The sequence below is a fragment of the Nitrosopumilus maritimus SCM1 genome (assembly GCF_000018465.1).
Lineage (GTDB): Archaea > Thermoproteota > Nitrososphaeria > Nitrososphaerales > Nitrosopumilaceae > Nitrosopumilus > Nitrosopumilus maritimus.
This window is the reverse complement of record NC_010085.1, coordinates 1,125,180-1,144,168: the sequence shown is the minus strand read 5'-3', so window position 1 is coordinate 1,144,168 and position 18,989 is coordinate 1,125,180. Positions and strand designations below refer to the sequence as shown.

Annotated in this window: 22 protein-coding genes; 9 read left to right on the top strand and 13 right to left on the bottom strand. The window is 35.0% G+C overall.

Annotated features, from left to right (window positions below; translation table 11 throughout):
* Window positions 1-25 precede the first annotated feature (25 nt).
* The 6 genes from NMAR_RS06690 to NMAR_RS06665 form a co-directional block, all read right to left on the bottom strand.
* Window positions 26-541: a hypothetical protein gene (locus NMAR_RS06690; protein WP_012215629.1), complete on the bottom strand. Its 516-nt coding sequence runs from the start codon at window positions 539-541 to the stop codon at window positions 26-28.
* A 65-nt stretch (window positions 542-606) separates the two neighbouring features.
* Complete coding sequence (locus NMAR_RS06685) at window positions 607-2,688, bottom strand: AAA family ATPase (RefSeq protein ID WP_012215628.1); 2,082 nt, start codon at window positions 2,686-2,688, stop codon at window positions 607-609.
* On the bottom strand, window positions 2,685-3,827 hold the full coding sequence (locus NMAR_RS06680; RefSeq protein ID WP_012215627.1) for a metallophosphoesterase family protein: 1,143 nt from the start codon (window positions 3,825-3,827) through the stop codon (window positions 2,685-2,687). The genes NMAR_RS06685 and NMAR_RS06680 overlap by 4 nt, the downstream gene beginning before the upstream one ends.
* A complete protein-coding gene (locus NMAR_RS06675; RefSeq protein WP_012215626.1) occupies window positions 3,827-5,359 on the bottom strand; it encodes an ATP-binding protein in 1,533 nt (510 codons plus the stop codon). The genes NMAR_RS06680 and NMAR_RS06675 overlap by 1 nt, the downstream gene beginning before the upstream one ends.
* Entirely contained in the window at window positions 5,356-6,147 is a 792-nt protein-coding gene (locus NMAR_RS06670) for a DNA double-strand break repair nuclease NurA (protein WP_148680330.1), read from the bottom strand. The genes NMAR_RS06675 and NMAR_RS06670 overlap by 4 nt, the downstream gene beginning before the upstream one ends.
* A gap of 110 nt (window positions 6,148-6,257) precedes the next feature.
* Window positions 6,258-7,187, bottom strand: a complete 930-nt coding sequence (locus tag NMAR_RS06665) for a hypothetical protein (RefSeq protein ID WP_148680181.1) — start codon at window positions 7,185-7,187, stop codon at window positions 6,258-6,260.
* Window positions 7,188-7,291: 104 nt separating this feature from the next.
* Between NMAR_RS06665 and NMAR_RS06660 the strand changes: the two genes are divergently transcribed.
* The 3 genes from NMAR_RS06660 (at window position 7,292) to NMAR_RS06650 (ending at window position 9,566) form a co-directional block, all read left to right on the top strand.
* Window positions 7,292-8,110, top strand: coding sequence for an aspartate dehydrogenase (locus NMAR_RS06660; protein WP_012215623.1), 819 nt, complete (start codon window positions 7,292-7,294; stop codon window positions 8,108-8,110).
* Between the two features lie 93 nt (window positions 8,111-8,203).
* A complete protein-coding gene (gene nadA, locus NMAR_RS06655) occupies window positions 8,204-9,160 on the top strand; it encodes a quinolinate synthase NadA (RefSeq protein WP_012215622.1) in 957 nt (318 codons plus the stop codon).
* 4 nt (window positions 9,161-9,164) lie between these two features.
* Window positions 9,165-9,566: a tetratricopeptide repeat protein gene (locus NMAR_RS06650; protein WP_148680180.1), complete on the top strand. Its 402-nt coding sequence runs from the start codon at window positions 9,165-9,167 to the stop codon at window positions 9,564-9,566.
* Here the strand turns inward: NMAR_RS06650 and nadC are convergent.
* The 3 genes from nadC to NMAR_RS06635 are packed head-to-tail and all read right to left on the bottom strand — an operon-like array spanning window position 9,563 to window position 11,207.
* Window positions 9,563-10,381 (bottom strand): carboxylating nicotinate-nucleotide diphosphorylase, encoded by an 819-nt coding sequence (gene nadC, locus NMAR_RS06645; protein WP_012215620.1) that lies wholly within the window; start codon window positions 10,379-10,381, stop codon window positions 9,563-9,565. The two genes, NMAR_RS06650 and nadC, sit on opposite strands and share 4 nt — an antisense overlap.
* A 39-nt stretch (window positions 10,382-10,420) precedes the next feature.
* On the bottom strand, window positions 10,421-10,609 hold the full coding sequence (gene spt4 / locus NMAR_RS06640; RefSeq protein WP_012215619.1) for a transcription elongation factor subunit Spt4: 189 nt from the start codon (window positions 10,607-10,609) through the stop codon (window positions 10,421-10,423).
* Window position 10,610: 1 nt separating this feature from the next.
* Window positions 10,611-11,207, bottom strand: a complete 597-nt coding sequence (locus NMAR_RS06635; RefSeq protein WP_012215618.1) for a DNA-directed RNA polymerase — start codon at window positions 11,205-11,207, stop codon at window positions 10,611-10,613.
* A 148-nt stretch (window positions 11,208-11,355) separates the two neighbouring features.
* Between NMAR_RS06635 and NMAR_RS06630 the strand changes: the two genes are divergently transcribed.
* The 4 genes from NMAR_RS06630 (at window position 11,356) to NMAR_RS06615 (ending at window position 15,578) form a co-directional block, all read left to right on the top strand.
* Entirely contained in the window at window positions 11,356-12,468 is a 1,113-nt protein-coding gene (locus NMAR_RS06630; RefSeq protein ID WP_012215617.1) for an Mrp/NBP35 family ATP-binding protein, read from the top strand.
* A 41-nt stretch (window positions 12,469-12,509) separates the two neighbouring features.
* Window positions 12,510-12,974, top strand: coding sequence for a GTP-dependent dephospho-CoA kinase family protein (locus NMAR_RS06625; RefSeq protein WP_012215616.1), 465 nt, complete (start codon window positions 12,510-12,512; stop codon window positions 12,972-12,974).
* A 151-nt stretch (window positions 12,975-13,125) separates the two neighbouring features.
* Complete coding sequence (locus NMAR_RS06620; protein WP_012215615.1) at window positions 13,126-13,503, top strand: hypothetical protein; 378 nt, start codon at window positions 13,126-13,128, stop codon at window positions 13,501-13,503.
* 35 nt (window positions 13,504-13,538) lie between these two features.
* Window positions 13,539-15,578, top strand: coding sequence for a sodium-translocating pyrophosphatase (locus tag NMAR_RS06615; RefSeq protein ID WP_012215614.1), 2,040 nt, complete (start codon window positions 13,539-13,541; stop codon window positions 15,576-15,578).
* On the opposite strand, the gene NMAR_RS06610 is transcribed toward NMAR_RS06615, so the two are convergent.
* Entirely contained in the window at window positions 15,575-15,763 is a 189-nt protein-coding gene (locus tag NMAR_RS06610) for a hypothetical protein (protein ID WP_012215613.1), read from the bottom strand. The genes NMAR_RS06615 and NMAR_RS06610 overlap by 4 nt on opposite strands.
* Before the next feature lie 58 nt (window positions 15,764-15,821).
* Window positions 15,822-16,079, bottom strand: a complete 258-nt coding sequence (locus NMAR_RS06605; protein WP_012215612.1) for a DUF2024 family protein — start codon at window positions 16,077-16,079, stop codon at window positions 15,822-15,824.
* 49 nt (window positions 16,080-16,128) lie between these two features.
* Here NMAR_RS06605 and NMAR_RS06600 point away from each other — a divergent pair, with 49 nt between their 5' ends.
* On the top strand, window positions 16,129-16,512 hold the full coding sequence (locus NMAR_RS06600) for a cyclophilin-like fold protein (RefSeq protein WP_012215611.1): 384 nt from the start codon (window positions 16,129-16,131) through the stop codon (window positions 16,510-16,512).
* Here the strand turns inward: NMAR_RS06600 and NMAR_RS06595 are convergent, their stop codons facing one another.
* Window positions 16,513-16,905 (bottom strand): M67 family metallopeptidase, encoded by a 393-nt coding sequence (locus NMAR_RS06595; protein ID WP_012215610.1) that lies wholly within the window; start codon window positions 16,903-16,905, stop codon window positions 16,513-16,515.
* A gap of 2 nt (window positions 16,906-16,907) precedes the next feature.
* Window positions 16,908-18,002 carry a plastocyanin/azurin family copper-binding protein gene (locus tag NMAR_RS06590; RefSeq protein ID WP_148680179.1) on the bottom strand — a complete coding sequence of 365 codons (1,095 nt, stop codon included), beginning with the start codon at window positions 18,000-18,002 and terminating at the stop codon, window positions 16,908-16,910.
* Window positions 18,003-18,098: 96 nt separating this feature from the next.
* Between NMAR_RS06590 and NMAR_RS06585 the strand changes: the two genes are divergently transcribed.
* A complete protein-coding gene (locus NMAR_RS06585) occupies window positions 18,099-18,986 on the top strand; it encodes a heme o synthase (RefSeq protein ID WP_148680178.1) in 888 nt (295 codons plus the stop codon).
* Window positions 18,987-18,989: the final 3 nt, after the last annotated feature.

Genomic DNA, 18,989 nt, shown 5'->3' with positions numbered 1-18,989 from the left:
TTTATTTAATTAAATTTTTTATCACCTATGCTGCTTGAGCGTTAATTACTTTCATCTCTTCAGCAACTCTTGCTTTAAACTCTGCATTTGTCTCAAACCATTCTTGCTGAAATTTCTTTTCATCTGGAATTGTTTTTGTTTTCTTGTTTTTAGAACCCTTTGGTCTTCCTCTCTTTCGAACTTTTGGTATTTCTGGCGTAGACTCTAAATCTATTTTTTCTATTGATGTATTCTTAATTTCTTCTAATGTTTTTTCATTATTTTCTTTTATCTCTTTTTTAGAGATCAACATATTTTCTTGTTTTGTTTTCTGTTTTGATTCTGGAACTATTCTTAAACTAGAATGAATCTCTCCATTATCATCTAAGAAAAATCTGATGTCTATGGGTTTTGTATTTGAAAAAACAAACCTCACATCAGATGCAGGGGTATTGACGGTCTCGTTTGGTAAGGAAAAAACGAATGAAAAGCAACGACTAGAAGATGACTCTAAAAAACTACTGTCGTTTTCTTTTCCTGATGTGAGTGTTTGTTGATTCATAGAGTACAACACGAGTGGTGATATATCATAATACCAATCCTTTTGCGGTATGCCTTAGTTTGTGCTCAATTGAGTAATGTGACTCTGCTACCTTGCTCAGATGATTCAAATTTGTAAATTTGTTCCACTGTAGAATCTTCAAAAATCTCTGCATCGTGCGTAATTATGATAAATTGCATTGGTGTTTCTGAATTTGAAATATTTGATAACTGCGACAGCACACTAACTAGTGATTTTTTTCTCTCAGCATCAAGGTGGGTTGTAGGCTCATCTAGAATCATCAAGTTAAGATTTGATCCTCCAAGTAGATTTGCCATACCCAATCGTAATGATAATGCTACGCTGACCTTTTCTCCTCCGCTAAGTGATTCCAAATCTAACTCCTCACTCTTTGAATTACATATTATTGAAATATCTCTTGTCTTTTCAGTAAGTTGAATTCTTTGAATTTTTGTGTTAAGTAACGCAAGATACTCTGATGCTTTTGCTGAAATTGCATTCAGTGCCCATGATCTCAAACTTGTAGCTACTGGACCGTCTCTGCTAAATACATTATTCTGTATATCATCAAGATTTGTAACATATTCTTTTACAACTTTTAATTCTGAAATTGCATTTTCAAAAATTTTGATTTGCTCAACTCCTTTTGAAATCTTTTCTAAAATTGCTCCTATTTGTTGATCAATATTTGATAGTTTCATCTGTTTTTCGTTAACACTTTTTTTAAGATTAATGAATTCTTGCTCATCAAATCCCTTTGTTTCTGATTCTAATTGTGAAATATTTTCAAAAATTGTCTTTGCATGAGAGTCAATCTGTGATATTTCAATTAAATTTGAATTATTAGTTGAAGGAATTTTTTGTATGTTTTCTTTTTTTATCTTAACTTCTTCTTGAATCTTATCTAATTCTTCTTTGGATGAAATTGAATGAGCTCTGAGGGTTGCTTCTGCATCTCTTGCTGATTGTAGTTTTTCTGAGAATTCATTTCTTTTTTGATTGTACATCTGATGCTCTTTTTCTTTTAAGATAATTTGATCTTGAAGTGTTTTTAGTTCTTGTTTAAGGTGTTCTTCTTGGAATAATGGATTTAGCTTTTCTACATCTGAATCACATACTGGACATTTATTGTCCTTGAGCTGGAGTTTTGTAGCAAGTGATTGCTTTTCTCTAAGCGATGCAGTTTGGCTTTTCATCTCTTGTATTTTCTTTAATGTCTCCTCTACTGCCTGCTCAACTTTTTGAATTTTGGACTCTAAATCCTCTTTGAGGCTAGCGTACTCAAAACATCCCTCACAATCACGTATTTTACGCTCATTTTCGCTTATTTCTTGCTGAATCTCATGAATTGCCTCTTTTGCATATTCAATTAACTCTCTTTTTCTTGCTTCAAGTTGATTGAGTTTGTCAATTTTTGGGGCTTCAGTTTCCACTTTTTTCCTTAACTCTTCAACTTCACTCTGTAATTGTTTTTGTTTATTTTCTAATTGAATTTTTTGGGGCTCTGATTCCTTGATTTCGTTTTGATATTTTTCTAATTCTCTTGACAAAATATCGATATGTGTATCATCATATCCAATTCTTGATCTAATGCTTTCACGAAATTCTTTGTTTACGGTCTTCATTGATTCAGAAGCAACATCAAGCTTGTCAATCCCTATGATTGCATTCAGCAATTCTTTGAACTCTTTTGGTTTTGCATTGATTATTGCATTTAATTCTCCTTGTTGTACAATTGATGCAACTTTTAATTTTTCAAAGTCTAATCCAATTGCTTTTTCAACTTCTTGAGTCATTGATTCCCCAAACTGTTTTCGTTCACCTGCTGCAATCTCTATTTTTTCATCTCCTACAATTTCAGTGAATTTTGCTGAAAGAGTTCCTTTACTGTCAATCTTTCTTACAGCTTCAAAGGATTTTCCATTAACTGAAAAATTTACTTTGGAATATCCTTGATTTGCACCACGTTTGATTAACCCTTTGTTTGATTTTCTTGTATGTTGTCCAAACAATGCAAATGTAATTGCATCAATAATACTTGATTTTCCTGCACCGTTATGTCCTACAAAAACAGTTACCCCGTTATCAAACTCTAGTTTTGTATCTGAATGTGCTAAAAAATCCCCCAATTCAATTGATGTGATCATTGTTTTCTCTCCTTTTTGAATTTTTCAAAATTTTCAATGATTATCTGCGATGCTTCTTGAATTTGTCCTGATGATAAAACTGGTAGAAGTTCCTTGATGGCAAGATTGGCAGCCTGCTCTGAGCCTAATGCATCAACTGAAAGTCTAAACATCTCATCATCTATGATGTTTGGTTTGTCTAGGAATACTGATGAATCTGAAACTTGCTTTGTACTGATTCGCCAAAAACATCTCAAAACTATGGAGTTGAGCCTGGCAATTTGTGCCTGGATGTGGTCCGTCTCTATGTTTTCACCTTGAATGTTGACCTCCACGATAGGCTTTTTTGAAAGACTAGTAATTTTCTCTGAAATTTCATCTATGGTCTTTGATATCTCTTGATAATCTGTCTTGAATGAAAACTGTGGTCTTGTATCAAGTTCAATCCAGTTTGGATTTGCTTCTTGTCCTGAAATATCTACTTCGAAGAATCCTTTCTTTGTTTCTTTGATTCCTTCACTTGTTGTAAGTTCAATTGAACCCGGATATGCAATTGGTCCATTTAGATGATTGAATTTTTTAACATCTGTATCATGAAGATGCCCCATTGCATAATATGTAAAATTTTTTGGAAGATCAGTTGATTGCAACTCTCCTGCAAATTTGTTAAACTCTGTTATGCCTTGATGTAAAACTAAAATTTTATGTCCTGAAAAGTTTTGAGCAGCTTTGTCTACTTCTGCAAACTTTTCTTCGTATTGAGGAATTTCTGTTTTTCTTATCTTATCAAAACCTGCAAGAAGAACTCCTTTGTACTCTATTGGTTTTCCTTGACCAATATACTTTGAGAATTCTAAATTGTGGTATACATAGGGAATGGGTGTTGTTCTAATTCTACTAATATCATGTTCTCCTAAAATGAAAAATGAATCTATGTTGTTTTGTTTTAATCGCTTTAACCCATTTGCCATCTGTACAATTGCAGTGCCGTTTGGATTTGGAACATGAAAAATGTCCCCTGCAAATATTACAAAATCAACATGATCTTTAATTGACGTGTCAATTGCTTGGTTAAACACATCATAGACATCTTGTGCACGTTCTTCTGAACCATACTGTACTAATCCTAAATGAGTATCTGAAATATGTGAAAACTGCATCAGTCTAATAACAAATCTTTTTGAACGAGTCCTTGTGTTGATTCTACTGCAACTTCTTTCATCTTTTCTGCATTGGCCCAAGCATTTACTGCACTTTGGTCTGCTCCCATGATTTTTTCTTTTACTTCTTCAACATGTACTAGTGATGGCAAATTTGTCCATTGTCCTACTAGAACTGCATCACCCACATTCAGTGAGGTCAACTGAGCAATCAATTCACGGCTAGTTGACTCTGTTGCTGAGGCTATTTGGCGCTGATCATCTTCTTGAATTATCTTCATTATTGCAAAAGAGCCCATCTGACTGAGAACATTAAGATCTACACTTCGAGGTCTCTGAGATACAACTCCTAATCCCAATCCAAACTTTCTTCCTTCTCTGGCAATCTTTGCTGCCCAATATTTTGCACTAGTATCGTGGTCTTTTGGAATGAAAACATGTGCTTCTTCAATAATTACAAAAATAGGAGAATTGAATCTATAGTTTCTTTCTCTCTTACTTTTACCGTGTCTTGCAATACTTGCATCTTTTCTGTCTTTGAGTAGTTGTTGCAAGTAAAATGCAACTGCAACATTTGCTTGTTTTTCAGACAATTCTGAAATATTGAGAACATTGGTACGACCTTCTTTGATAAAACTAATTGGATCTCCCATATCAGGATCTAAAATATCTTCAAATCTTTTTTGAGCTTCTTCTATTATATCTTGAACTCTATATGCTGATGTTCTAATCTCTTTTAGTTTTTTATCTTCTGAATTCACAATAAAATCAATTTCATTTTCTAATTTACTCCAAAATTCTTTTGATTCTTTGACATGTTTTGTAAATGCCATTCTTAGTACTCTTTGTTGAACATTTGCACCGTCCCTGATTTCTAGAACTTCTGAAAGTTGATCTGCGTCAAGTAATCTTGGATTAATTTTTGCGTCAACCACATTAATTCTTGGAATGTTTAATGTTGTGTAGTCATTGTGATAATCAAAAATTATTACAGTCCCTTTTAATTTTGAAATTTGTTTTGTAACTAGTGATACAAGATTACTTTTACCCATACCAGTCATTGCTAAAATTCCTAAATGTCTTGAGACAATTTTATCCAAATTCACTTTAGCATCAATTGTCTTGTTTCTCAAAAGATTTCCAATCTTTACCCATCCATCATTTTTGGGACTAAAGATTTCCTCAAGGTCTTGTTTGCTTGGTTGAGTGATTTCCGTGCCTGGAATGGGAGGAATTGCAGGAATAATTGACTGACCTTTTCTCAAATTTTCTAAAAACCCCAAAATTCCAATATGTGCAGTAAACGTCTTATCTCTCTTGTTTAACTCTGCTATCTCTGTACTTTCAGCTGCTTCATCAAAATTCCTAACATCTGTAAATGCTGCACTTGTAACTGATGATTTTTCAACCAGTCCTAATATCTCTCCTTCATCAGAACCAATCTTGATGTATTCTCCAACAGACAAAGCTCTTGATGTTATTGCAGTGACAAATGTTGGTTTTGATTCACCAATTACAAATCCTAAACTCAACCTAATACCTCACGTGAACCGATCTCATTACTTAGACCTAACAAACTAACCATTTTTGCAAGTTCTTTATCAGATATTTTACAGTTATTATGTGCAAGCTTTAGTGCATATGGATATCCACCAATACTTGTTTTGTATAATTTGTTCATGACTGACTTTATGTCACCTTCACCATGTTGTTCTCCAAGAAATTCTAATTTGATAATTGGAGTTGAATCACTTAATCTTACAAATGTAGATGAAATGACCTTATCTGAACCATATTTTTTTTCTACAAATAATTTACTAAATCCTGGATTATTTGTTACATGATTATAGTAAAAAATATCTCCAGCAAGTGAACCTAATTTCTCAAATTGTTTTTTTGTGTTTGATGTTTTTGCAATAAAAATCACATTGTCTCTTTTTTTCATTGTTCTGACTACCTGTGCATCCAAAGCTGATTGTCTTGTCATAAACTGAGAATGCAAAGACCCATCCATCAGTACCAAATCTACTTGATCCACTGTTTTCTCACACGCGTCAATTTCCATCTTACTTGCAATTCGTGAAAGATCAGTATCTGAGCCTAATCCTGATTCATGTAAATCAACTAACACTTCTCCATCTGCCTTGATGGATACTGCTGTAGTTGCCCAAAGCTCAATTCCTTGGAATTTTGTGTTGTTAAAACTTGAATCAATGCCTGCAGTAACGACTTCTTCTTTTACAGGCGTAAATTCTACCCAATTTTCTCTTGCTTTTTGTATTATTTGTTCAAATTTTGGGCCCTTTAGAATAGACAACATTTTGTCTCTATTGATTATGGCATCTTTGTATACTGTATTGAGCACAACACTAGTTCGTTGGTTTGAATAAAATCTTTAGGTTATACTGAACCTTGACAAAACTGATCCATTCATCCAATCCTGCCTTTGAAAATTATTTTCTCTTCTGTTTCTGATGGTGTGCTTCTGTCAATGTATCTAATTTCATACTTGTCTCCAATGTGGATTGTTTTTCCATCCAATTCTCTTGGAATTTTGATCTTTACTTCAAACGTACTTGTGTTTGGGCCTGTTTCAATTAATGCCCAAGAATTTGCATCAAATTTTGGATTGGCTAAGGTGGTTCTAATCCCTCCATCTCCCCTATATTCAAATGAACTGAGAGATATTTTATCCTCATCTTTTGAATCCCTATTTGCATCAGGTTCATAGATTCTTAATGTAAATTCATGACCTATTCTAGAATTTTCTCCAGATGTTTCTACTTTGGCAAATGTTTTGGTTAATGCAATTGATTTTGTTAATACTCTCTTCTCTCCTGAATAATCTGATTGATCTAGATATCTGATTAAAACAACATCATCTTGTTTGACTGTATCAGGCAAATCTAATTTCAAATAAAATTTCCCTGTATCTGTGCCTGTTTCTATCATTGTCTCTGGTCCTTGTATTGGAACTCCGTTTATTGTGAACTCAAAAAGATCTTCTATATTTACGACATCAACACCACTATGGCTTGTATTCAGATCATCGTCTGAAATGTAAAAATTCACTGTGGTACTTTGGGATGCAGGTATGGTCTCAATCTCTTTTTCTGCTTTCTCAAACTTTTGAATGATTTGTTTCCAACCTCTTTCTTCTAATTTTTCAGCCGTAGCTGATTTTACACATGCAGGCATTCCTGATGTTTTTAACATCAAAACTAATCCTTCATTACAAGTGATTTTTTCAGGCAATACCCCTAATTTCATTTGTTTTTTTGGTGATTCTATATCTGCTAATGCTGGTTGAATAGCAACTAAAAATACTGTAAAAATTATCAAAACTTGAAATAATTTCATGGGTTTTTTTGAGTTTCTTTGCATAAATAACTTGATGATGAATTATTCTCTTTTGGAACTAGTTTGCCTAGAATTAATTAAGTGATGATTCCTAGATAATCTGTTTGAAACGAATAGCTCTTCTTGGATGCGGTTCAATGGGAACTCAAATTGCTCTTGCAATTGATTCAGAAAATTTCCCTGCTACTCTTACCCATGTATATGATGAATCAAAAGATGCATCCTTCTCCCTTACTCAAAAACTAAAAAACAAACCAGAAATCGTTGAAAATTCTCATCTCTTATCTTCTCAACCAATCGATATTGTTGTAGAGGCGGCATCACAAAATGCAGTAAAAGATGTTGCACTAAGTGTTATACAAAACAAAAAAGACTTGATGATAATGAGTGTTGGTGCGTTACTTGATGAATCAATTTATGATATTTTATCTGATGCATGTAATGATTTTAAAAAAACAATCTATCTTCCTTCTGGTGCAATTGCAGGATTGGATGGATTAAAATCAGTCAAAGACGAACTTGAATCCATATCTATCACAACAACAAAACATCCACGTTCTCTGAAAGGTGCAAAATTCTTTGAGACTTCTGACATTAACTTGGATGAAATTACTTCTTCAACTGTCGTGTATAAAGGAACTGCAAAAGAAGCTGTTACACTATTTCCTGCAAACATCAACGTTGCAGCACTATTGTCACTAACTGGAATTGGTAGTGAAAAAACTAGTGTAACAATTGTTGCAGATCCAAATACTGACAAGAACACACACCACATTGAGGCTTCAGGAAAGTTCGGAACGATGACCTTTACAATAGAAAATGTTCCTGATTCAAATAATCCAAAGACAAGTAGATTGGCAATCTTGTCTGCAATTGAAACTCTGAAAAAATACTGTTCAGATGATATTCAAATTGGCACATAACATGGCAATAATTGCCACTATTGCCAACATATGTGAAAATTCTAGGCGCGATCCCATTCTTTAAATCCCCACCACTCAAATTTTCTATGGTTTATGCTCGTACAACAAACCTCAAAACTCAAAGAAGAGATTGAACGTCTCAAGAAGGAAAAAGACGTGGTTATACTTGCACATAATTATCAAATTCCTGAAGTTCAAGATGTGGCAGATTTTACAGGTGATTCATTAGGATTATCAAGACAAGCAGCCAAAGTTCCACAAAAGACAATTCTTTTTTGTGGTGTGAACTTTATGGCTGAAACTGCTGCAATTATCAGTCCTCAAAAAAAGGTAATTTTACCTGACTTGGAAGCAGGATGCTCACTATCTGATTCAATCACTGTTGATGAATTAAGAAATTGGAAAAAACAACATCCTGGAGCAATTGCAGTTGGATATGTTAACACCACTGCAGAAATAAAAGCAGAACTTGATTATTGTTGTACATCATCAAATGCAGTAAATGTTGTTAAAGCAATTCCTGAAGACAAGGAAATTTTGTTTTTACCAGACATGTTCTTGGGTTCTTATGTTGCAAAAATGACTGGTAGAAAAAATATGCACATATGGGCAGGTGAATGTCATGTCCATGCAGGAATCACTCCTGAAGATGTTACTAAAAAACTAGATTCAATGAAAGATGCAGAATTTGTAATTCATCCTGAATGTAGTTGTACTACTCCCATGATGTATGATGTTGCTGATGGAAGTTTTGATAACCAAAAAGTTTCAATTCTTTCAACTGAAGGAATGTTAAATCATGTTAAAGAATCAAAAGCTAAAAACTTTGTTGTAGCAACTGAAACTGGAATTTTGTATAGAATGCGACAACAAAATCCTGATAAGAAATTCATCCCAGCTTCAGAAAAAGCTGAATGTCAATACATGAAAATGATTACACTTGAAAAAGTACACGATGCACTCGTAAATGAAAAAAATATCGTGACAGTTCCAAAAGATATTGCAGACAAGGCACGTTTAGCAATTGATAGAATGCTTGCAATAAGCTAATTGTGTGACTGTTTTGGTTGGATTATTTAGTAGAACTCCAAAAGATCCTAATCAAAAAAGAAATCAAGAAAAATTCAAAGAATTCAAGAAACTTGCCAAGCAAAAAAAGTATGATGATGCTCTAAAATTAGGTACAGAATATCTTAGGATGGTTCCAAACAACCACGATGCCTTGTTTACTGTAGGCGGAATCTATTATCTGAAGAAAAAATACAAAACTGCTATTTCTCATTTTGATCAAGCACTTGAAATTGGTTCGTATGATGTTGATGTCTTACTTTTGAAAGCATATTCACATCAAAAACTAGGTGAAAACAAACGTGCAATTCAATGTTGTGAAAAAATCCAAGAAGTAGATCCTAAAAATAAAGCAGCTTCTGAATTATTATCTCAATTAAATTCCTAAATTTCTAAACTTACATCAATTCCTTTTACGGAATTTGTAATACTTCCCACTGAAATAATGTCTACTCCTGTTTGTCCGTATTTGGAAATATTTTTTGAATTAATCCCCCCTGATGCTTCAAGCAAAACTTTTTTTCGTAATTTTTGATTCTTAAGAACTGCGATTGTTTTTCTAATTTGATTCGGAGTAAAATTATCTAACATGATAATTGTTGCACCTTCTTTTGCAGCAAGAACTGCATCAGGTGTATTTTCAACTTCAACTTCAAACTTTCTATGTTTCTTTTTTGCTTTTTTGATTAATGATTCAAGTGAACTACCTACTGCAATGTGATTATCTTTTATCATGACCATTTCATCTAGTCGTAATCTGTGTTTTTTACCTCCTCCTATCTCCACTGCTTCTTTGTCAAAGTATCGTAATCCTGGTGCAGTTTTTCTTGTAGCATAGAGTTTAGTTTTCTTTGGAATTTTTTTTACAAGTTCGTTTGTCTGCGTTGCAATTCCACTCATTCTTGTTAAAAGATTAAGTGCAGTTCTTTCACATGTCAAAATCTTTCCTGCATCCCCCGAAATGGTCATTATTGTTTCATTTGGACGTACCTTCGAACCATCTTTCTTCAATATTCTTGCATTACATCCTTTAATTTTGAAAATCTGTCTTGCATGTGCAGCTCCACCTACTATTGCACTTTCTCTTGAAATTATCCTAACTGTAATTTTCTTTTTAGGTAATAATGCACTTGTAATGTCTCCTTTACCAATATCTTCAGCTAGAAATTGTGACAACTGCTTTTTAGAATTAAATGACAACATTATGATAAAACGAAGTTTGATTTTAAATATTTAGAAATTTTATGTTACTTTAATTGCATACTTGCCTTTCTGAGTAATTCCAAGAGTTTTTGAAATCTCAGAGTTTGTTGGATCTACCACTAATACAACTCCACTCCAATCTGGTGTTAAATCTGATGATTTGCATACTGGACAAACTTTTCCAACAGTTACATACTTGCATTTTCTGCATGCCATTTCTCGTGCCATCTTAACTTGCCTCTACTTTAGCTTCTTTTGCTGGTTCTTCTGCACCGCCAGAAGATTTCTTAATCTCTTCTTCAATCCATTCATCTGCACCTAGGAATGGCTGTCTGCATGTAATTCCAATCTTTCCCATTGCAGCTGCTTTACCTAATGAAACTGCAGTGATTCTTGCACGAAGTGTTGAACCAACTTTTAATGTTCTTCCACTTTGATTAGCTAAAATCATTCCAGATTTTACATCACTCTTTAGATAATCATCCATAACTTGTGACAAGTGAAGTAATGCATCTGTAGGACCAATTCTTACAAATGCACCAAAGTCAGTAATGTCTACAATTTCTCCTTGTACAATTTCTTGTAATTTTGGATAAAATGTTAATGCTTCAAATTGAACTCTGTGGAATGTTCCTCCGTCTCCGGCAATCATCTTTCCCATTTCATCAACTTTAGCATCTAAAATCATAATGATGTAACCTAAATCTGCATTAATCATACTCTCGTACTTTTCTTTGAGAATGTTTACTGCTGCCTTTTTGAGTGTGGTTCCAAACAAGCTTGGAGGAATCCTGACAACATCAACTAGAGTAGATATAGAAAACAACTGTGCTGTTTTTCTTGAATTTCAATTTATGAATCTTTGGGTAATTTAGGCACATTTTTCCAAAGATTTTACTAATTTTAGAAAATAATGCCAATTTCTTTTGGTCCCCAACTTATGTTTAAATAATGTAGAAGGGCTTTTTGACGCAATGGTTGGCATAGATCAAGTCCTTGAAAAACTTAGTACAGTAATTGATCCTGACTTGAAAAAAGACATTGTATCAATGGGAATGATCAAAGATTTAGAACTTAATGATAACAACTTGAAATTTACACTAGAATTAACTACTCCTGCGTGTCCTTTCAATGTCGAAATTGAAGATGATGTAAGAAAAGCAATTGGCGAACTTACTGAATTGAAAAACTTTGACATGAATGTAACTGCAAAGGTAATGGAGGGACGCTCACTTGATGCAGACACTGGAATGGCTACAGTCAAAAATATTATTGGTGTCGCAAGTGGAAAAGGTGGTGTAGGCAAATCAACAGTATCTCTCAATTTAGCTTTGGCACTACAACAAACAGGTGCAAAAGTTGGATTACTTGATGCTGATATCTATGGCCCAAGTATTCCGTTAATGCTTGGAATGAAAGATGGATTTATGGAAGTTGAAGATAACAAACTTCAACCAGCAGAATCAAATGGTCTCAAAGTTGTTTCATTTGGTTTCTTTGCAGAACAAGCACACCAAGCCGCAATTTACCGTGGCCCAATTATATCTGGTATTCTAAAACAATTCTTAGTTGACACAAACTGGTCTGATTTGGATTATCTTATTGTAGATCTTCCTCCAGGAACTGGTGATATTCCATTAACTCTTGCACAAACAATTCCTATTACTGGAATTCTAGTAGTTACTACTCCTCAAGATGTTGCAAGTAATGTCGCAGTAAAAGCAATCGGCATGTTTGAAAAACTAAACGTTCCAATCATTGGTGTTGTTGAAAACATGAGTCATTTCATATGTCCAAATTGTGATGAAAGACATTACATCTTTGGTGATGGTGGTGCAAAGAAAATTAGTGAACAACACAACATGCCTTTCTTAGGTGAAATTCCATTAAACTCTGGAATCATGTCTGGTTCTGATATAGGAAAACCAATCATGATTACAAATCCTGATTCTCCAAGTGCTGATGCATTTAGAATTGCTGCCAAAAACATTGCAGCACAATGTAGTATTCTTGCAGCAAAACTTCAAGAAGAGATGGAGTCTGAAGGCTCTAATGAAGAATCTGCTCCAGAGGCAAGTACAAACTAGAATCGATTTTTGTGAAGTTACCTGATTCTCTTAGGGAACAAATGAAAATCCCTTTGGGCATTCTTTTGTCTGAAAATCAGGCAGACAAAGAAAATATTCTAAAACATCTTGAAGAAAACTCCTACATCATTACAGTTGGTGATAGAACTACTGAAAAGATGATTGATTTTGACTTGATTCCATCACTACAAATCGTAGATGGTATTGAAAAAAGAGAAAAGAGAGAACCTCCAAAACTTGTAAACACAACTGAGATTACAGTTGACAACCCTCCTGCAGAAATCACTTCCCAAAGCATTGATGTTATCAAAAAGGCATTCTCGATGGAATCTCCAGTAAGAATTCTTGTTACTGGTGAAGAAGACCTCTTGGTATTGCCTGTATGCATACATGCACCTGAAAATTCTGTTGTGATGTATGGTCAACCTAATGAAGGACTAGTAATAGTCAAAATTACCTCAGAAATTAGAAATAAAGTACAAAGTCTACTTGATTTAATGGAATAAAGGGTATGATGAGACGGTGGCTGTATGACTAATGATTACACTACTAAAACCTCTGACCCTATTAATTCCTAATTTTGAAGAATGAAAATCAACCAAATTTCTTACAAGAATTGACATTCCAAGATAAACACAGATTACAAGACTGGATTGTGTGAAGCTTGACCCTGAACTGAAATTACAAATTCTAGAAAAAGTTGGAATCTACTCTAATCGATTCTCAATACCCGAACCAACCATTCTATTAACAACAAAAGAAGTTCTTGATGCCCCAAAAGAGATGACTGAAGGAAGACGTACTTCTGCTTACAAGTACTATGGTGTATCTTATCTTCAACATAATCTAGTTTTCATAAATGTTAGAAAGATCCCTGATGAGAAAACTCTTGAGAATACAATTGTTCATGAGTTGATCCATATGCGATTCCCTTACCTTGCACATGGTAAGAGATTCAACAAGCTAGTAAGACAGGGCTTGCGTGGCAAATCATTTTTGCCATATAGAAAAAGAACCAAAGCCCACGCTATTTGATTTATATTTCCCAGACTTGGGCATGCGAGTATAACATGGAAATCTCTGAGATTCTGCCATTTATCGCAGGAATTGCATCATTTTTAGTTGCTGGTGGATTAGTTGCTTGGATTTCAAAGCAACCTGCTGGAACAAAAGAGATGATGGATATCTCAAATGCTGTCAAAGTTGGCGCTGCAGCATTTCTGAAAAGAGAGATGAAAATTATCATTCCTGTTGCAATTGCATTAACTGTAATTATTGGAGCATTCCTTACTCCTTCAAACGGTCTTGCATTTGCAGTTGGCGCAGCATTATCGGCTGTTGCAGGAATTATCTCATTAAAAATTACAGTAAAAGCAGCAGTAAGAGCTGCACATCTAAGCAATGACGGACTAGGAAAAACATTTGCCATGGCCTTTAGAGGCGGTGCAACCGTTGGTCTTGCAGTACCTGCAATGGCATTAATGGCAATTGCTGGTTTGTATGTAATTTATCCAGACCCAATTACAATTGCAGGTGTTGGAATTGGAGCAAGTCTTATTGCATTATTTATCAGAATTGGTGGTGGTATCTTCACAAAAGCTGCGGATATGGGAGCAGACTTGGTAGGAAAAGTTGAAGCAAATATTCCTGAAGATGATCCTAGAAACCCTGCAACTATTGCAGACAACGTAGGAGATAACGTTGGAGATGCAGCTGGAATGGGTTCTGATGTTTACGAATCTTATATTGTTACAATTTTGGCAGCATTACTAATTGCAGCATTAATTGGTGCACCAAACTATTTCCTTTATCCAATCTTAGTCGGTTCATCTGGAATGATTGCATCAATCATTGGTGTTGTTATTGTAGGTTCAAAAGGTGTTACGGATGTAATGAAACCGCTTAATCGTTCGTTTTATGTTTCAGCAGCAATTGCAATCGCATTAAACTATGTGTTTATCACTCAATTCATTGAACAAAACCAAGCAGCATATGCTTTGTTTGGAACTACCGTAATTGGAGTAATTTTGGTTCCTGTGATTCAAAAAATTACTGATAGATATACTAGTTACCAACACGGTCCTGTTAATGAAATTGCAGACTCTGCAAAATGGGGATATGCATCATTAACCTTGATGGGAATTATCAAAGGCATGCAATCAACTGGGCCATTCATGATTGCATTAGTTGTTGCAATTATCATATCTTATAGCATCGCAGCTGCAGCAGCTCCTGAAGGTGCAGACCCAGTACTATATGGCATATTTGGAACTTCTCTAACTGCTATGGCAATGTTGAGTCTTGCAGGAATTGTTCTAAGTATAGATGCATTTGGTCCAATTGCTGATAATGCAGGCGGTATTGTTGAGATGACTGGAATGGGAGAAGAAAATCGTAAAGTTACAGATGAAATTGATGCTGTTGGAAATACAACTAAAGCAGTTACAAAAGGATTTGCTATTGCCAGTGCTGCATTAGCTGCATTAGCAATGATTCAAGCATTCCAATTTGAAGCAGCACATATCTTTGAAGGCGTATTAGATTTAGATTATAGTTTAACAAATCCTGCAATCATTGTTGGTCTTTTGGTGGGTGGATTAATTCCATTCATCATCACTGGTCAGTTAATTAACGGTGTATCTCGTGCTGCTGGAAAGATGGTAGATGAGGTTAGACGTCAATTCAAATCTGATCCTGAAATTTTAACTGGTAAATCAAAACCTGATTATGCAAAGTGTGTAGATATTGCAACTGTTGCTTCTATCCGTGAACTTTGGAAACCAGCAATTGTTGCAATTATAGCTCCAATTATTCTTGGTATAATATTAGGTCCAACTGCCGTGGCTGGATTACTTATGGGTTCTGTTGTAACTGGCATTCTCCTTGCTTATCACTTGGCTAACACTGGTGGTGCATGGGATAACGCAAAGAAACTTGTTGAAATGAAAGGTGAGAAAGGTTCTGAAGTACACAAAGTAGCAGTCGTTGGTGATATCATTGGTGACCCATACAAAGACACTGCAGGTCCAGCTCTTAACACAGTAATCAAACTACTTAATACAATTGCAATAGTGTTTGTATCTGCATTTGTAGCAATACTTGCAATCTAAGCTTTTTCCTCAACTACTTGTGTCATATCTAATTCGTCGACTTGTGCTTGAATAGCTTTTTTCAAAGTATCTTCATGCATCTCGCAAAACTTGAAAAAATTATCTGCAGTTTGAAAACATCCACATATCCATTCAGTTTTTTTATCTCCTTCTACTGTCCATTTTGAATATTTGTGTTCGACCATACAAGCATGTAATGTTGTTAATCTAAAAAATGTGTCTTGTAGAAAAAGGAAAAAATGTTTAAGGACAGCCTTCCATTTTTTGGATAAAGTAGCCGTTTTCCTTAATTGCCTGTTCAACAGGCTCTGGTGCACCTTGGGAGTGACAAAATTGACATTCGTTTTGTGTCATTGTTGCATTTTCTTCTCCAATGGATTTCAACCACTCTTTACCATATGAGATGGCTTTGTCGTGGTCTTTTTCACCAGTAATTACATCAAAGTGCATAGTGTGACCGTCTGCTGCTTTGACATAAGTGTCGTATACGTGAATTTCCATGAATTTAATCAAAAAAAGGCATATTTAATTCAAAATGATGTTCTAAAGCATGAAACATAAAATTCACATTGATGTCGAATCTTCAAAAATAATCTTAAAGTTAGATGACACTTATTCTCCAAAAACTGTAAATGAATTTGTTGAAAAATTACCCTTTACAGTAGATCTTAATGTTTGGGGTGATGAAATCTATTCCTCAAAATCTCCCATTACTCAGCCTGAAGAAAATGCAAAGTCTCCTGTAGAACTAAATGATGTTGCCTATTGGCCAACAGGAAAAGCTATTTGCTTATTTTATGGTCCCACTCCAATTGGAAATCCTGGAGAGATAACTCCTGCATCACCTGTGAATGTAATTGGCAAAGTAGTGTCTCCTGACAAATCAATTCTTAGTATGGTTGATGGAACAAAGGCTACCTTTAGGAAGGCATGATTATCTTTCTTCAATTGGGATTTCTTTGATTTCGGATTCTAAGAAATATGCTCTAAAATCTTTGTTTACTCCAGAATAGATTACCCATGCAACAGGGTTGCTCTTCATGAATTTTTTATCTGTATTTGATGGATATGCCTCAGAATTTGGATGTGAATGAAAAATCCCTATCACGTCTATCTTTTTTTCTTCGGCAATCTTGTATCCTTCAATTAACTGCTCATTTGAAATGGTAAAATTTACTGGTGATTCTTCGATATTTTTTGTTAAAAATACCTCTGACACTGTATTATCCTTCCCAAACAGTATTGCACATGATTCATTTGGTTTTTCATTTTCAGCATGTTGTGTTAGAATTTTTTTATCTGAATTTGATAAGATAATTTTCTGCAAATCTATTCTACGTTAACAGTTCCTACCATCCATGGATGGAATGTACAGTAATAATCATAAGTTCCTGCTTCTGTAAATGTAAATTCAAAACTATCTCCTGCCATCATCATTTCAGAATCAAATACTCCTGTTGTATCTGTAGGTGGCACACCTGATGTTACTGTGTGTACTGTAGTATCTGCATTGTCCCATAGAACAGTGTCGCCAACAGATACTGTGATTACTTCAGGATCGTAATAGATTTGACCTTCTTCTGGAAGTGCTGCACCTTCTGGCATTACTACTTTGATTGGTTCTTTTGCACCTTCAATAGTTAATGTTGCAACCATCCAAGGATGTACAATACAAAAGTATTCGTATTCACCAATTTCTAAATTAGTTGTATCAAGTGTAAATGATTCTCCTGGACCTAATAATCCTGTATCAAATGTTTCTCCAAAGTCTGCAGAACTAGTTGCAGTATGTGCTGCTGAATCTACATTAACCCATTCTACAACATGCCCTTGTTGAACAACTGCTGCATCTGGTGCATAATCTGGATTTCCTTCTTCAGCTGAACCTTCTAGCATTTCAATTGTAGTGACTGGACCTGTTGGTGCAACTTCTTCTGCACTTGGTTCTTCTACTTCCACTTCTTGTGGAATCATGTATTGATCTGGACTAACAAATCCAAACGCAATCCATGCAATAATTCCTGCAGCTGATGCCATTCCTACTATGGAACCTACTGGTTTCAAGTATTGTGGATGCTTCATTGCAAGATATGCTATGATGATTGCTGGGAATGCTACTGCCATCAAAATTCCAGCTATTGTAACAGTATAAGCTGAAGTATTCATTGTGAATGCAAACATTCCAAATCCTAGTGATATTGAAGCAATTACCAAAACTGTGGCTTTTGCTCTATTACTGGTTGAGACTCCTCCATCTAAGATACCTGCTGCCAAGAAGATCAGTCCTACGAACATGGTAAGGCCAGTCAAGGCATGCATTCCGTCGATGAATGTATGTGCTATGTTGGAATATGATATGACGACTCCTGCCAATCCTATGGATGTGAGTCCCATTCCCGGCATCATGAGGTCCCAATTACTCATTTAACGTAGCTGGTAGGACTGAGATACTTATTCCTTTTGAAATGGCACAGATCTAGACGAAGAAATTAAATGGCTTTGGACTAGGATAGAGTGAGATTGGGATTTAATGAAATAATGGAGATATCCAAACCAAGGATAGTCGTTCTTCTAGTGATAACTGCAGTTACATCAATGTATGCTGCAAGCAAGCTTGTTCCAGGTACTCCTGAGCTTGATTATTGGGCTTATTTGCACATCATTATAGCCGGAGCATTGGCATCAGCTGGTTCTAGTGCTTTGAATCACTATTATGACAAAGATATTGATCCAAAAATGGAGAGAACAAGCAAAAGACCTATTCCTTCTGGAAGAATGGCTGCATCTCATGTTTTGATTTATGGTTTAGCAGTTAGTTGTATTTCTGTTATTTACGGATACTTTGCATTAAATCCAGTTTCTGCATTCTTTATTGCAGTTGGAATATTCTCTTATGTCATAATCTATACTGCTTGGCTTAAACGACTAAACACCTCAAACATTGTGATTGGTGGTATTGCAGGTAGTGCAGCTGCATGGGCTGGTTGGTCCGCAGCTACTGGAAGCATGGATCTTTTAGGATTCTTAGTTGGATTCTTAGTTTTTGTTTGGACTCCATCACACTTTTGGTGTCTTGCAATGAAAATCAAAGATGAATATGCACAAGCTGAAGTTCCAATGTTGCCTGTTGTAATTGGAATGCAAAAAACTTCAAAGTATATTTTAGGAAATACAATAATTCTTCTTCCTTATTCTTTGATACTGTCTTTCATCCCTGACGGAATGGGAGTTGTGTATACCATAATTGCAGCAGTGTCAGGTGGATTAATGTTGGCATATCATTACAAACTAACAAAGACTCCTACATCTGAATTTGCTTGGAAGGCATACAAAGTTACTGCGCCTTATCTTACAATAATTTTTGTTGCAGTAGCATTAGATGCAGCATTTCATATTCCGTTGTTCTAGGAA